Origin of the sequence: Novilysobacter longmucuonensis (assembly GCF_046600735.1) — a bacterium.
Classification (GTDB): domain Bacteria; phylum Pseudomonadota; class Gammaproteobacteria; order Xanthomonadales; family Xanthomonadaceae; genus Novilysobacter_A; species Novilysobacter_A longmucuonensis.
Genome location: NZ_JBJMAW010000004.1, coordinates 119232 through 132939, shown reverse-complemented (window position 1 = coordinate 132939; position 13708 = coordinate 119232). Strand labels below are relative to the sequence as shown.

Genomic DNA, 13708 nt, shown 5'->3' with positions numbered 1-13708 from the left:
GGCCACCGCGGTTGAGGTGCGACGCTTCACGAATTTGGCAATGGCGGGTTGAAACCCGCGGCACCCTTGGAATGGCAACGGCGGGTTGAAACCCGCCTTACGGGTTAAAGCATGACTGAGTGGAAATTCAAACGCGACGCGATCCGGACGTTCCGCTTCGTGCGCTGCGGCCTGGATCCGGCGACCGGTGTGGCGCAACTGGTGTACGCGTTCGACGACGGCCCCGAGCTGGTCGAGACGATCACCGTGCCGGGCGCGCCGTTCGCGCTGGAAGGCGAGCGCGCCGTGGCGGTGGAGCAGGCGCTGCGCTTGCTGCATCTGATCGCCGGCGTCAGCTACTACAAGGCCGCGGTGCCGGAGCAGATCCGTATCGAGTCTTACGATATCGATGGCGATACCGCGGGCTTGCTGGAGACGATCTATGAGAACGGTCTGGGCGAATTCTCGTATCGGAACGGGCTAAACCTGCAAGGGAAGATTCGTTTCCCGGTGCAAGCCGGCGTGTGTTCACCCCAGCCCTCTCCCGCAGGCGCGAGCGGGGACAGAGGCGAGGGTGCGCCTGCGCTCGGCCTGCGCGAGCACGCGCTGGTCGCGATCGGCGGCGGCAAGGATTCGCTGGTCAGCATCGAGGCCCTGCGCGCGCTCGGCATCGAGCAGACGGTCAGCTGGATCGGCGGCTCGCAGCTGATCCAGGCCTGCGCCGAGCGCACCGGACTGCCGACGCTCAACGTCGGCCGCGCACTAGCGCCACAACTGTTCGACTACAACCGCGAGGGTGCGTGGAACGGGCACATTCCCGTCACTGCGGTGAACTCGGCGATCCTGGTGCTCGCCGCGCTGCTGCATGGCGTCGACCAGGTGGTGTTCTCCAACGAGCGCTCGGCCAGCTACGGCAGCGTGATTCTCGACCAGGAGGGCCGGGAAACCGGCGAGGTGAACCACCAGTGGTCCAAGGGCTGGGCGTTCGAGTCGGCCTTCGGCGATCACGTGCAGCGCCGTGTCGCCGCCGACCTGCGGTACTACTCGCTGCTGCGCCCGCTCAGCGAGCTCGCGGTCGCGCGCCAGTTCACCCGCAGCGACCGTTACGACGCGCACTTCTCCAGCTGCAACCGCAATTTCCACATCCTCGGCGAGCGCCCGACCAACCGCTGGTGCGGGGTCTGCCCGAAGTGCCACTTCGTGTTCCTGGCGCTGGCGCCGTTCATGTCCAAGCCACGCCTGGTCGGCATCTTCGGCCGCAACCTGCTCGACGACCCGGCGCAGGCCGCCGGCTACGACGCGCTGCTAGAGTTCCAGGACCACAAGCCGTTCGAATGCGTTGGCGAAGGCCGCGAGGCGCGCGCGGCACTGGCGGCCTTGACCGACCGGCCGGAATGGCGCGAGGACGCGCTGGTGGAGCGTTTCGCACGCGAGATCCGGCCGCAGTTGGGCGACGCCGATTTGCGGATCGCACCGCTGCTGGTGCTCGACGAAGAGCAACGCATTCCGCCGACGCTGTGGGAAAAGCTGCGTGCGCATCTCGCAGCTTGAGGCCGTCGCCCGCAGCGGCGGCCGCATCGCCCTGTGGGGCTGGGGCCGCGAGGGCCGCGCTGCGTACAACGCGATACGCTTCCGCCTGCCACAATTGCCGCTGACGCTGCTGTGCGGCAGCGAGGAGGTCGTCGGCGCCGCAGCCTTGTCCGATGCATGGCTGGCGATCGAAACCGACGCCAGCGCCGAGCGCCTGTGCTCGTTCGAGCTGATCGTGAAGTCGCCGGGCATCAGCCCGTACCGCCCCGAAGCCGTCACCGCGGCGGCGCAAGGCACCCGTTTCATCGGCGGCACCACCCTGTGGTTCGCCGAGCAGGCCGCTGCCGACGGCGTCGCGGCCGGCACGGTTTGCATCACCGGCACCAAGGGCAAGAGCACCAGCACTGCGCTGCTGGCGCACCTGCTGCGCGCCGGCGGCCACCGCACCGCGCTGGCGGGCAACATCGGGCTGCCGCTGCTGGAGCTCCCCGATCCGCCGGGCGAGTTCCAGGCGATCGAACTGTCGAGTTATCAAACCGGCGATGTCGCCGCCAGCGGCGTGCGGCCTGACATCGCGGTGGCCACCAACATTTTTCCGGAGCACCTCGACTGGCACGGCTCGGAGGCGCGCTATGTCGAAGACAAGCTGCGTCTGCTGACCGAGGCCAGACCCCGCATTGCGGTGTTGAACGCAGACGATGCCCGGCTGGCGAGCCTGTCATTGCCGGGCAGCGAGGTGCGCTGGTTCGGTGGCGAGCACGGCTGGCACCTGCGCGGCGACCTGCTGTATCGCGACGACAGGCCGGTCATGGACACCGCCACGCTGCCGCTGCCTGGGCGTCACAACCGCGGCAACCTGTGCGCGGTGCTGACCGCGATCGACGCACTCGGGCTGGACGCCGCAGCGCTGTCGCCGTACGCCGCGACGTTCCAATCGTTGCCGCACCGCCTGCAGACGCTGGGCACGCGCGATGGCATCACCTACGTCAACGACTCCATCAGCACCACCCCGCACGCCAGCCTCGCCGCGCTGGAGTGCTTCGGCGGGCGTCGCGTGGCGATCCTGGTCGGCGGCCATGACCGTGGCCTGGATTGGTCGGTATTCGCCGAAGCGATGCATCGCGAGCGGCCGCTCGCAATCGTGACGATGGGCGGCAACGGCCCGCGCATCCATGAGCTGCTGGCGCCGCTGGCGGCATGCGAGGATTTCGCGCTGTCGTCGGCGGCGGATCTGGCGCAGGCGCTGTCGCAGGCGCGTTTGGCAGTGGGCCGCGACGGCGTGGTGCTGCTGTCGCCCGGCGCGCCGAGCTTCGGGCCATACCGCGACTACGTGGCACGTGGCAGTCACTTCGCCGAACTGGCCGGATTCGATCCGGAGACGATCAGCGCGATCCCGGGGCTGGGCGTCGCCTGACTGCCGGTTCGGCGGCTTTCGAACTTCATTTCTCGCCGTGACCGGATAGCCACGCCCGCACCCGCTCACGCTGCCATCGAAGCGCTGGGGTAGGCTTCGCCGATCCGCTTCGAGAGGAAAACGCCATGCGCAGTCACCGCCTTGCCGCCGCCCTGCCCTTGCTGCTGTGCGCCGCGCCCGCGTTCGCCGCGATGACGGCCGAGCCGGTCGAATGGAGCATCGGCGAGGATGCCTACCGCGGCGTGCTCGTTTACGACGACGCCACCCCCGCCGTGCGTCCCGGCCTGGTGATGGTGCCGAACTGGCGCGGCATCAATCCGGCGGCGGTCGAGCAGGCGGGGAAAATTGCCGGCGACGACTACGTGGTGCTGGTGGCCGATGTCTACGGCAGCGAGGTGCGGCCCAAGGACAACCAGGAGGCCGGCCAGGCCGCCGGTCCATTGCTCAAGGACCGCGAGCGCTTGCGTACGCGCATCGAGAAGGCGGTGGAGGTGCTGCGGGCGCAGGCCGGCAGCGCTCCGCTGGATGCCGGGAAGATCGGCGCGCTGGGCTTCTGCTTCGGCGGCAGCACCGTGCTGGAGCTGGTCCGCGGCGGCAGCAACCTGGCCGGCGTGGTCAGCCTGCACGGCGGCCTTGAGACGCCGCTGCCGGCCGAACCCAGTTCAGCAGGTACTCCAGCGCGCACGCCGGTGCTGGTGCTCAACGGCGCCGAGGACCGCGCCGTCACCGACCAGGACATCGGGGATTTCGAGCAGGAAATGGATGCGGCCGATGCCGACTGGCAGTTCGTCAACTTCGGCGGTGCGGTGCACTGCTTCGCCGAGCCGAGTGCCGGCGACGACCCGGAAAGCAACTGCCGCTACGACGCCCGCGCGGCCGAACGCGCCTACCGGATGATGGACGGCTTCTTCCGCGAGCGGTTTGCGGCGGAGTAGGAGCGCGCGTGGGTGCGGTGCGCGGTCGCATCATTCTCGGTCGCGGGCATGGCCCGCTCGTACAGGTGGGTTTACGCGTGGATCGTCAGAGCCGCTTTTGTAGGAGCGCCCCATCTTTGTGGAGGCATGGGCGCGACCACGCCATTATCGGTCAATGGTTGCGGCTGATGGCGTAGCGGGCCAGGCCGCGTAAGGCGGCGACGTAGTCGTTCTCCTGCAGGCCGTCCAGCGCCTGCTCCGCCGCCTGGGCGTACTCGCGCGCGAGCCGGCGGCTGTAGTCCAGCCCGCCGGTGGCGTGGATCGCCGCCAGCACGTCGGGCATCGCCCCGGTGTCACCCTGCTCGATCGCGTGGCGCAGCCGCTCGCGGGTGGCCGCATCGCCGTGGGCGATCGCGTGGATCAGCGGCAGCGTGGCCTTGCCTTCGGCCAGGTCATCGCCGAGGTTCTTGCCCATCGTTTCGGCATCGGAGGCGTAGTCGAGCACGTCGTCGGCGATCTGGAACGCGTAGCCTAGATTGAGCCCGTAGTCATGCAGCGCGTCGCAGGTGGCGGCATCGGCGCCAGCCAGCAGCGCGCCGAGCCGCGTGGCCGCGGCGAACAGGACCGCGGTCTTGCGCTCGATCACGCGCAGGTAGGCGGCCTGGTCGGTGTCAGGGTTGCGCACGTGCAGCAGTTGCAGCACCTCGCCTTCGGCGATCCGGTTGGTGGTGTCGGCGAGGATCCGCATCACTTCCATGCGGTCGAGCTCGACCATCAGCTGGAAGCTGCGCGAGTACAGGAAGTCGCCGACCAGCACGCTGGCGGCATTGCCCCAGACCGCGTTGGCGGTGCTGCGGCCGCGACGCAGGCCGGACTCGTCGACCACGTCGTCGTGCAGCAGCGTGGCGGTGTGGATGAACTCGACCACCGCGGCGAGCTGGTGCGCGTCCGGGCCGATGCCCGGTCCGCTGGCAGCTTCACCGGCGCTGCCGTCGTGGCCCCGCAGCGCCCCGGTCGACAGCAGCAGCAGCATCGGCCGCAGGCGCTTGCCGCCGGCGCCTATGATGTACTCGGCCACCTGGTTGATCAGCACCACGTCCGAAGCCAGCCGCCGCCGAATCAGCGTATCGACCGCGTTCATGTCGTCGCGGGTCAGCGCCTGGATGTCGGGCAGGGCGAGGGCAGGCGGGGGCAGGGCGCTTGCGTGCATGGGGCGGCCAGAAGCAGGGGGCCACGATTATAGGCGTCGCGTCCCAGCGGCCGAGAACCGGCCGCTGGGACGCCCGATTCGGGAAAGTCCCACCCCGGCCCGGGCGATCGCCCGACGGCCGCGCCGGAGCGGACGCGTATACTGCGGTGCCCCGTCGCCTGGCAGGCGACCCTCGCCCGTCGATAACAAAGGACCCTCACTCCATGGCACGTGGCATCAACAAGGTCATCCTGGTCGGCAACCTCGGTAACGACCCCGAAACCAAGTACACCCAGGGTGGCATGGCGATCACCACCTTGAGCCTGGCCACCACCAGCGTGCGCAAGGACAAGGATGGCCAGCAGATCGAAAAGACCGAATGGCACCGCGTCAAGCTGTTCGGCAAGCTCGGCGAGATCGCCGGCGAGTACCTCAAGAAGGGCCGCCAGGTCTACATCGAAGGTTCGATCCGCTACGACAAGTTCACCGGCCAGGACGGCGTCGAGAAGTACTTCACCGATATCGTCGCCGACGAGATGCAGATGCTCGGCGGCGGTGGTGGTGAGGGCGGCGGCGGTGGCGGCGGCGGCCGCAGCGACTACCGCGGTGGTGGCGATCGCAACGAACGCCCGTCGCGCCCGCCTGGCGACCAGCCGTCGGCGCCGCGCCGCGAGGCCCCGCCGGCCAAGAGCAACGACTTCGCCGACGACTTCGCCGACGACGACATTCCGTTCTGAGTCAGCAGGACCGTCGTCCGCAATCTCGAATGCAGCAAACGGAGTGTTAAGTGCCCACTTGGCTCGTGACCGGCGGTGCCGGTTTCATCGGCGGTAATTTCGTTCTCGACGCGGTGACCCGCCAGGGCGTGCGGGTGGTCAACCTGGACGCGCTGACTTACGCCGGCAATCCCGACACCCTCGCGCCGCTGGCCGATGACCCCAACCACGTGTTCGTGCACGGGGACATCGGCGATGCCGACCTGGTCGCAGGCCTGCTGGCCGAACACCGCCCCGACGCGGTGGTCAACTTCGCCGCCGAAAGCCATGTCGACCGGTCGATCGACGGCCCGGCCGCGTTCGTGCAGACCAACGTGGTGGGGACGCTGAACCTGCTGGAAAAATCGCGCGACTACTGGAAATCACTCGACGAGGCGGGCCAGGCGGCGTTCCGCTTCCTGCACGTGTCGACCGACGAGGTCTACGGGTCGCTGGGCGCGACCGGGAAGTTCACCGAACACACGCCGTTCGCGCCCAACTCCCCGTATTCGGCGTCCAAGGCCGCGTCCGACCACCTGGTCCGCGCCTTCCACCACACCTACGGGCTGCCGGTCGTCACCACCAACTGCTCGAACAACTACGGCCCCTACCAGTTCCCGGAAAAACTCATCCCGCTGGTCATCGCCAAGGCGCTGGCGGGCGAGCCGCTGCCGGTCTATGGCGACGGGCTCAACGTGCGCGACTGGCTGTTCGTCGGTGACCACTGCGCCGCGATCGCGCGCGTGCTGGAAGCCGGACGGCCCGGGGAGACCTACAACGTCGGCGGCGATGCCGAGCGCCCCAACATCGAGGTGGTGAAGACGATCTGCGCGCTGCTCGACGAGCGCCGGCCACTGGCCGACGGGCGCACGCGCGAATCGCTGATCACCTACGTCAAGGACCGGCCCGGGCACGACCGCCGCTACGCCATCGACGCCTCCAAGCTGCAGGGCGAGCTCGGCTGGGCGCCCACGGTCACCTTCGAGCAGGGCATGGCGCAGACCGTCGACTGGTACCTCGCGCATCAGCCCTGGGTGCAGCGCGTGCTCGATGGCAGCTATCGGCTCGAACGCATCGGCGGCGCGGAATGACCGGCATGAGCCATTCCACCATCATCCTGCTGCGGCCTCGCGAGGCCGGCAGCGCAGCGCGCAGGTTTTTGCGAGGGAGTCGCACATGAGAAAGGGCATCGTCCTGGCCGGCGGCTCCGGCACCCGGCTGTATCCGGTCACCCAGGCGGTCAGCAAGCAGCTGCTGCCGGTGTACGACAAGCCGATGATCTACTACCCGCTCAGCGTGCTGATGCTCGCCGGTATCCGGGAAGTGCTGATCATCAACACACCGCACGAGCAGGCGCTGTTCAAGCACCTGCTCGGCGACGGCTCGCAGTGGGGCATGTCGATCGAGTATGCGGCGCAGCCCAGTCCGGACGGGCTGGCGCAGGCGTTCCTGATCGGGCGCGAGTTCATCGATGGCAAGCCCTGCTGCCTGGTGCTCGGCGACAACATTTTCCACGGCCCGGGCCTGACCGCGATGCTGCAACGCGCCGACCAGCGCGAGCATGGCGCCACCGTGTTCGGCTACTGGGTGCGCGACCCCGAGCGCTACGGCGTGGCCGAGTTCGATGCCAACGGCACCGTAATCGCCATCGAGGAGAAGCCGGCCGAGCCGCGCTCCAACTATGCGGTCACCGGGCTGTACTTCTACGACGGCCGGGTCAGCGACATCGCCGCCGAACTCAAGCCTTCGCCGCGCGGCGAGCTCGAGATCACCGACCTCAACCGGGTGTACCTGGCCGAGGGCTCGCTGCACCTGGAGCAGCTCGGCCGTGGTCATGCATGGCTCGATACCGGCACCCACCAGTCGCTGCTGGAAGCGTCCAACTTCATCGAGACTATGGAGGCGCGGCAGGGGCTGCGCATCTGCTGCCCCGAGGAGATCGCCTGGAACAACGGCTGGATCACCGCCGAGGACCTGAGCCGGCTGGCGCAGCCGCTGGCCAAGAACGGCTACGGCCGCTACCTGCTGGGCCTGGCCGAGCGCGGCTTCGTGCCGTGAGGGCGGCGCCATGAAGGTCAGCGAAACCGGCCTGCCCGGCTGCCTGGTGATCGAGCCGCGCGTGTTCGGCGACGACCGCGGGTTCTTCTTCGAGTCGTTCAACCACGACAAGCTCGCCGAGCACGGTCTGCAACCGGCGTTCGTGCAGGGCAACGTGTCCTCCTCCAGCCGCGGCGTGCTGCGTGGCCTGCACTACCAGTGGCCCAATCCGCAGGGCAAGTACGTCTCGGTGGTCGAGGGCGAGGTCTGGGACGTGGCGGTCGACATCCGTCGCGGCTCGCCGCATTTCGGCCGCTGGACCGCGGTGCTGCTGAGCGCCGAAAACAAGCGGCATTTCTGGGTGCCCGAAGGCTTCGCCCACGGCTTCGTGACCCTGAGCGAGCGCGCGGTGTTCACCTACCTGTGCACGGCGACCTACGACGCCGCGGCCGACGCCAATATCCGCTGGGACGATCCGCGGCTGGCGATCGACTGGCCGGTCAGCGCGCCGTCGCTGTCGGACAAGGACGCCCGCGCGCCGCTGCTCGACGAGGTGGCGGAGCAGCGGTTGCCGCTCTATCGGCCATGAAGATCCTGCTGCTGGGCGGCAACGGCCAGGTCGGCCATGAGTTGCGACGCAGCCTGGCGCCGCTGGGCGAGGTGGTGGTGACCACGCGCGACGGCAGCCTGGCCGATGGCGCGGCCTGCACCGCGCTGGACCTGTCGGAGCTGGCCGACATCGCGCCGCTGGTCGAGCGCATCGCGCCCGATGCCGTGGTCAACGCCACCGCCTACACCGCGGTCGACCGCGCCGAGGACGAGCGCGACGCGGCGTTCCGCATCAACGCCGAAGCCGTCGGCGTACTGGCCGGGGCCTGTGCCCGGCAGCGCGCAAGGCTGATCCACTATTCGACCGACTACGTGTTCGACGGCAGCGCCACCCGGCCGTACCGCGAAGACGATGCGACCGCGCCGGTGGGTGTCTACGGCGCCAGCAAGCTCGCCGGCGAGCAGGCGATCACCGCCAGCGAGGCGGATCATCTGATCCTGCGCACCGCCTGGGTCTACGGCCTGCACGGCCAGAACTTCCTGCGCACGATGCTGCGGGTCGGCGCCGAACGCGACCAGTTGCGCGTGGTCGCCGACCAAGTCGGTTCGCCGACGCCGGCCTGGCTGATCGCCGACGCCACCGCGACCCTCCTGAGTAACGGGTGGTCCGAACCAGGGGTGCGCCACCTGGTCGCCGGCGGACAGACCAGCTGGCACGGATTTGCCGAGGCGATCTTCGAGCAGGCCATCGCTGCCGGTCTCATCCAGCGCCGACCCTCGGTGGAGGCCATCAGCACCGCCGAGTACCCGACGCGGGCACACCGCCCGGCCTATTCGGTGCTCGATACCCGCCGACTGACTGAAGACCATGGGGTGTCATTGCCGGACTGGCGGCATGCCCTGGAGCGCACCTTGCAAGACGCGAGCCGCCACGCGTAGAGCGAAGCTTGCTTCGCCTGCCGTTCGCCACGACCCGAGCCGAAAGCAGCCGAGCAAGCGCGGCTCTACGGACTTCGCGCCGCGTACGAATACCTTGCATGTCCAAGGCGCCAATGTCGCGCCGCCGCACCCATATCCGGGTGCCGTCCACCAGCGGATCGGGTAGGCTTGGCGCGGCGAAATACGACCGTGCCATCCTGGGGGTTGGGTCATCGCGCTTTTCCAAGGGCCGGGCGGCGCGACCGCCGCAGGCGCCGCCAACACTAGACAGGAGTCGACCGATGAAGCATTTGGCAACCGCCCTACTGCTGGCCACCGGCCTGGCCACGGCACCGGCGGCAACCGCCGTTGACGTACGTGCCTACGTCAAGAAGGACGCGTTCAACCAGATCAAGATCTCGCCGGATGGTGACCACTACGCTGCGACCATTCCGCGTGAGGATCGCACTGGATTGGTGATCATGCGCCGGAGCGACAATACGCTCACCGCTGGGTTCCACATGGGCAAGAATACCCACGTCGCAGACTTTGACTGGGTGAATCCGGAGCGGGTGTTGATCAGCATGACCGAGAAATTCGGTGCGCTCGACCAGCCGCGCTACACCGGCGAGATCTACGCGATCAGTGCCGATGGCAGCGGTGCCGAGCTGCTGGTGGGCCAGCGCGTGCGGGGCGCGGGTCCGGGCACGCGCATCCAGCGGAAGAAGGTCGAAGCCGTCGTCGCGTCCCTTGTCGACGATCTGCCCGGCGACGACGACCACGTGATCATTTCCGTCAGACCGTTCAGGCCGGATCCCTACACCCGCGCCGAGCGCATGAATGTCTACAGCGGTCGCCGCCATACGATCGCGCGTGCCCCGGTACGCAACGCACGTTTCGTCACCGACAACCAGGGCGTGGTCCGCTTTGCGGTGGGCGCGGGCACGGACAATCGCCAGAAGCTGTACTACCGTGCCGATGGCGATGCCGAGTGGGAACTCATCAACAACGAGACGGCCAGCAGGCTGAGGCAGTGGCCGATCGGCTTCGCAGCCGATGACCAAACGGCGTACCTCGAGGCCGAGCAGGCACAGGGGCCGAACGCAATCCTGGGGTTCGAAATCTCCACCGGCACGCGCTCGGTCTTGCTGCGCGACGACACCGTCGACCCGAGTCATATCCTGTACCGCAATGGCTCGCGCATTCCAGTTGGAGTTCGGTTCATCGACGGCGAGCCGCGCACCGAATTCATCGATGCGGGTTCGGCCGAGGCGCGGCTGTACCGCAGCCTTGAGGCTGCATTCGCGGGCACGCGTGTGGCGATCAGCTCGCAAACGGCGGACGGGAGTCTCGCGCTCGTGTACACCGGGAGCGACCGCAGCCCGGGCGACTTTTACGTGTTCGACGCCAAGGCGAAGACCGCCGACCATCTGCTGAGCCGCCGCGAGTGGTTCGATCCGGCGCAGATGGCGCCGATGCGACCGTTCGAGTTCAAGGCCCGGGACGGGCTTGTCGTGCACGGTTACCTCACCGTTCCAAACGGCTCCGGCGGGAAGACCCTGCCGATGGTGGTGATGCCGCATGGCGGGCCGTTCGGTGTGCGGGACGTCTGGGGGTTCGACAGCGACGTTCAGATGCTCGCGCACGCCGGTTACGCGGTGCTGCAGGTCAACTTCCGCGGCTCGGGCGGTTACGGCAGGGCATTCGAGAGTGCGGGTGCACGGCAGTGGGGCAAGGCGATGCAGGACGACCTGACCGATGCCACGCATTGGGCCATGGAGCAGGGGATCGCAGCCAAGGACCGGATCTGCATCTACGGTGCGAGTTACGGGGCCTATGCATCGCTGATGGGCGTCGCGAAGGAGCCGGAGCTGTACCGCTGCGCGGTCGGCTACGTCGGCGTTTACGACCTGCCGACGATGCATACCCGTGGCGATATCCAGGAGCACCGGTCCGGCGAAACCTACCTGGAGGAATGGATCGGTGATCCTGAGCAGTTGGCCACGGTGTCGCCGAACCGGATGGCAAGCCGGATCAAGGCGCCGGTGTTCCTCGCCGCCGGCGGCGAGGACGAGCGCACGCCGATCGAACACACCGAGATGATGGAAAAGGCGCTGCGTGAGGCCGGCGTGCCGGTCGAGACGCTGTACTACCCGACTGAAGGCCATGGATTCTACGTCGAGGCCAACCGCAACGAGTACTACACCCGGCTGCTGGCCTTCCTGTCGCGCAGCCTGGACGGCAAGACCGCCAGCGTGGCGCCGGCCGGCGGTGCCGCCAGCGCGGCCGAATGATCCATTGCCCGTCGGTCACCCGTAATTTGATCAGGAGATCCACCATGCGCCCTTGCCTGCTTGCCCTCATGCTCGCCGCCGCGCTGCCGGCGACCTCGCTCGCCGCCACCCGTGGCCTGGAAGGGCGCGACCTGGCCACGATGGATCGTTATTCATCGCCGACGCTGTCGCCCGACGGCCGCCAGCTGGTGTTCGCCAAACGCGTGGTCGATTTCGACCAGAACAAGTCCAGCACCGGGCTGTGGATCGAGAACCTGGCCATGCGCGACGCCGCGCCGCCCCGGCGGCTCACCCCGGAGGGCTGGAACGTCAATTCGCCGGGCTTCTCGCCCGACGGCCAGACAGTCTATTTCCTCAGCAGCAAGTCCGGCACCTCGCAGCTCTATGCGATCCCGGTCGGCGGCGGCACGCCGCGGCAACTGACCGGGTTCGCACTCGACATCGGCACCTGGCAGCTGTCACCCGGTGGGTCTCGCATCGCCTTCAGCGCAGACACCTACCGCGACTGCGGGGCGGACTTCGCCTGCACCCAGGCGCGGCTAGGGGAGAGCGAGGAGAGCCACGCCAGTGGCGTGGTCTACGACCAGCTCTTCATCCGCCACTGGGACACCTGGAGCGACGGCCGCCGCAACCGCCTGTTTGTCGCCGAGCTGCCGCAGGGCGAGGAGGCCACGCCGGTCGATGACGCGGTGGCGGTCAGCCGGGCGCTGGAAGGCGACGTGCCGTCCAAGCCGTTCGGCGGCGCCGAGGACTACACCTGGGCGCCGGACGGGCAGTCGCTGGTCGCCAGCGTGCGCGTCGCCGGCCGCACCGAACCGTGGTCGACCAATTTCGACCTGTACCGCCTCAGCGCCGACGGCAGCGCTGCGCCGGTCAACCTGACCGCCGGTAACCCGGCCTGGGACGCCGGCCCGGTGTTCAGCGACGACGGCGACACGCTGTACTACCGGGCGATGAAGCGCGCCGGATTTGAGGCGGACCGTCTGGGACTGTACGCGCTCGACCTGGCCAGCGGCGAGCGTCGCGAGATCGCACCGCAGTGGGATCGCTCGGCCTCCGACATCACCCTGTCCGGAGACGGCGGCACGGTTTACACCACGGCCCAGGACACCGGCGAGCATCCGCTGTTCGCAGTCGATATCGCGACCGGTGCGGTGACCGAGGTGGTCGGCGACGGCAGCGTCGGGTCGGTGCAGTTGGCCGGCGGCACGCTGGCGTTCACCCGCAACAGCATGACCACCGGCGACCGCATCTACACCGGCGGCATCGATGGCGCGCCGCTGCGTGCGATCACCCCGGGTGCCGCCGAGATGCTGCCCGAGGTCGGGTTCGGCGAATACGAGCAGTTCACTTTCCAGGGCTGGAACGACGAGACCGTGCACGGTTACGTGGTCAAGCCATGGAATTATCAGGAAGGCGAGGACTACCCGGTCGCCTTCCTGATCCACGGCGGCCCGCAGGGCAGCTTCGGCAACGGCTGGAGCTACCGCTGGAATCCGCAGACCTATGCCGGCCAGGGCTATGCGGTGGTGATGATCGATTTCCACGGTTCGGTCGGCTACGGCCAGGCGTTCACCGACGCGATCAGCCAGCACTGGGGCGACCGGCCGCTGGAAGACCTGCAGAAGGGCTGGGCCGCGGCGCAGCAGCAGTTCGGGTTTCTCGACGGCGACAACGCCTGCGCGCTGGGTGCCAGTTATGGCGGCTACATGGTCAACTGGATCGCCGGCAACTGGAATGAACCCTGGCAGTGCCTGGTCAACCACGACGGCGTGTTCGACCTGCGCTCGATGGGCTACGTGACCGAAGAGCTTTGGTTCACCGAGTGGGAGCACGGCGGCACCGTGTTCGACAACCCCGAGGGCTACGAGCAGTTCAACCCGGTGCTGCACGTCGATGAGTGGCGCGTGCCGATGCTGGTGGTGCAGGGCGAGAAGGACTATCGCGTGCCCGTCGACCAGGGCATCGCGACCTTCACCGCGCTGCAGCGCCAAGGCATCGATTCGAAGCTGCTGTATTTCCCCGACGAGAACCACTGGGTGCTGCAGCCGCACAACAGCGTGCTGTGGCATGACACGGTCAATGCCTGGCTGGAGGCGCACCTCGGCGGCGATCCGACCCCCTAGGGA

General features: G+C 68.3%; 11 protein-coding genes. 10 read left to right on the top strand and 1 reads right to left on the bottom strand.

Annotation, left to right across the window (positions count from 1 at the left end):
- Positions 1 to 111: 111 nt before the first annotated feature.
- The 3 genes from murL to ACJQWM_RS06145 all read left to right on the top strand — a co-directional run bounded on the left by murL (position 112) and on the right by ACJQWM_RS06145 (position 3858).
- A complete protein-coding gene (gene murL / locus ACJQWM_RS06155; RefSeq protein WP_332704772.1) occupies positions 112 to 1530 on the top strand; it encodes a UDP-N-acetyl-alpha-D-muramoyl-L-alanyl-L-glutamate epimerase in 1419 nt (472 codons plus the stop codon).
- Positions 1511 to 2923, top strand: a complete 1413-nt coding sequence (murD, locus tag ACJQWM_RS06150; protein ID WP_332704774.1) for a UDP-N-acetylmuramoyl-L-alanine--D-glutamate ligase — start codon at positions 1511 to 1513, stop codon at positions 2921 to 2923. The genes murL and murD overlap by 20 nt, the downstream gene beginning before the upstream one ends.
- A 125-nt stretch (positions 2924 to 3048) precedes the next feature.
- Entirely contained in the window at positions 3049 to 3858 is an 810-nt protein-coding gene (locus tag ACJQWM_RS06145) for a dienelactone hydrolase family protein (protein ID WP_332704776.1), read from the top strand.
- 151 nt (positions 3859 to 4009) lie between these two features.
- Here the strand turns inward: ACJQWM_RS06145 and ACJQWM_RS06140 are convergent, their stop codons facing one another.
- Complete coding sequence (locus ACJQWM_RS06140; RefSeq protein ID WP_332704778.1) at positions 4010 to 5047, bottom strand: polyprenyl synthetase family protein; 1038 nt, start codon at positions 5045 to 5047, stop codon at positions 4010 to 4012.
- 203 nt (positions 5048 to 5250) lie between these two features.
- Here ACJQWM_RS06140 and ssb point away from each other — a divergent pair, with 203 nt between their 5' ends.
- The 7 genes from ssb (at position 5251) to ACJQWM_RS06105 (ending at position 13705) form a co-directional block, all read left to right on the top strand.
- Complete coding sequence (gene ssb / locus ACJQWM_RS06135) at positions 5251 to 5763, top strand: single-stranded DNA-binding protein (RefSeq protein ID WP_332704780.1); 513 nt, start codon at positions 5251 to 5253, stop codon at positions 5761 to 5763.
- A 50-nt stretch (positions 5764 to 5813) separates the two neighbouring features.
- A complete protein-coding gene (rfbB, locus tag ACJQWM_RS06130) occupies positions 5814 to 6872 on the top strand; it encodes a dTDP-glucose 4,6-dehydratase (RefSeq protein WP_332704782.1) in 1059 nt (352 codons plus the stop codon).
- A gap of 85 nt (positions 6873 to 6957) precedes the next feature.
- Entirely contained in the window at positions 6958 to 7839 is an 882-nt protein-coding gene (rfbA, locus tag ACJQWM_RS06125) for a glucose-1-phosphate thymidylyltransferase RfbA (RefSeq protein ID WP_332704784.1), read from the top strand.
- Between the two features lie 10 nt (positions 7840 to 7849).
- Complete coding sequence (gene rfbC, locus ACJQWM_RS06120) at positions 7850 to 8407, top strand: dTDP-4-dehydrorhamnose 3,5-epimerase (RefSeq protein ID WP_332704786.1); 558 nt, start codon at positions 7850 to 7852, stop codon at positions 8405 to 8407.
- The gene (gene rfbD / locus ACJQWM_RS06115) at positions 8404 to 9306 is read left to right on the top strand and encodes a dTDP-4-dehydrorhamnose reductase (protein ID WP_332704788.1); all 903 of its coding nucleotides are present in this window, start codon (positions 8404 to 8406) and stop codon (positions 9304 to 9306) included. The genes rfbC and rfbD overlap by 4 nt, the downstream gene beginning before the upstream one ends.
- 281 nt (positions 9307 to 9587) lie before the next feature.
- Positions 9588 to 11579, top strand: a complete 1992-nt coding sequence (locus ACJQWM_RS06110) for an alpha/beta hydrolase family protein (RefSeq protein ID WP_332704790.1) — start codon at positions 9588 to 9590, stop codon at positions 11577 to 11579.
- 44 nt (positions 11580 to 11623) lie between these two features.
- Positions 11624 to 13705 (top strand): S9 family peptidase, encoded by a 2082-nt coding sequence (locus tag ACJQWM_RS06105; protein ID WP_332704792.1) that lies wholly within the window; start codon positions 11624 to 11626, stop codon positions 13703 to 13705.
- The last annotated feature ends 3 nt before the right edge of the window (positions 13706 to 13708 follow it).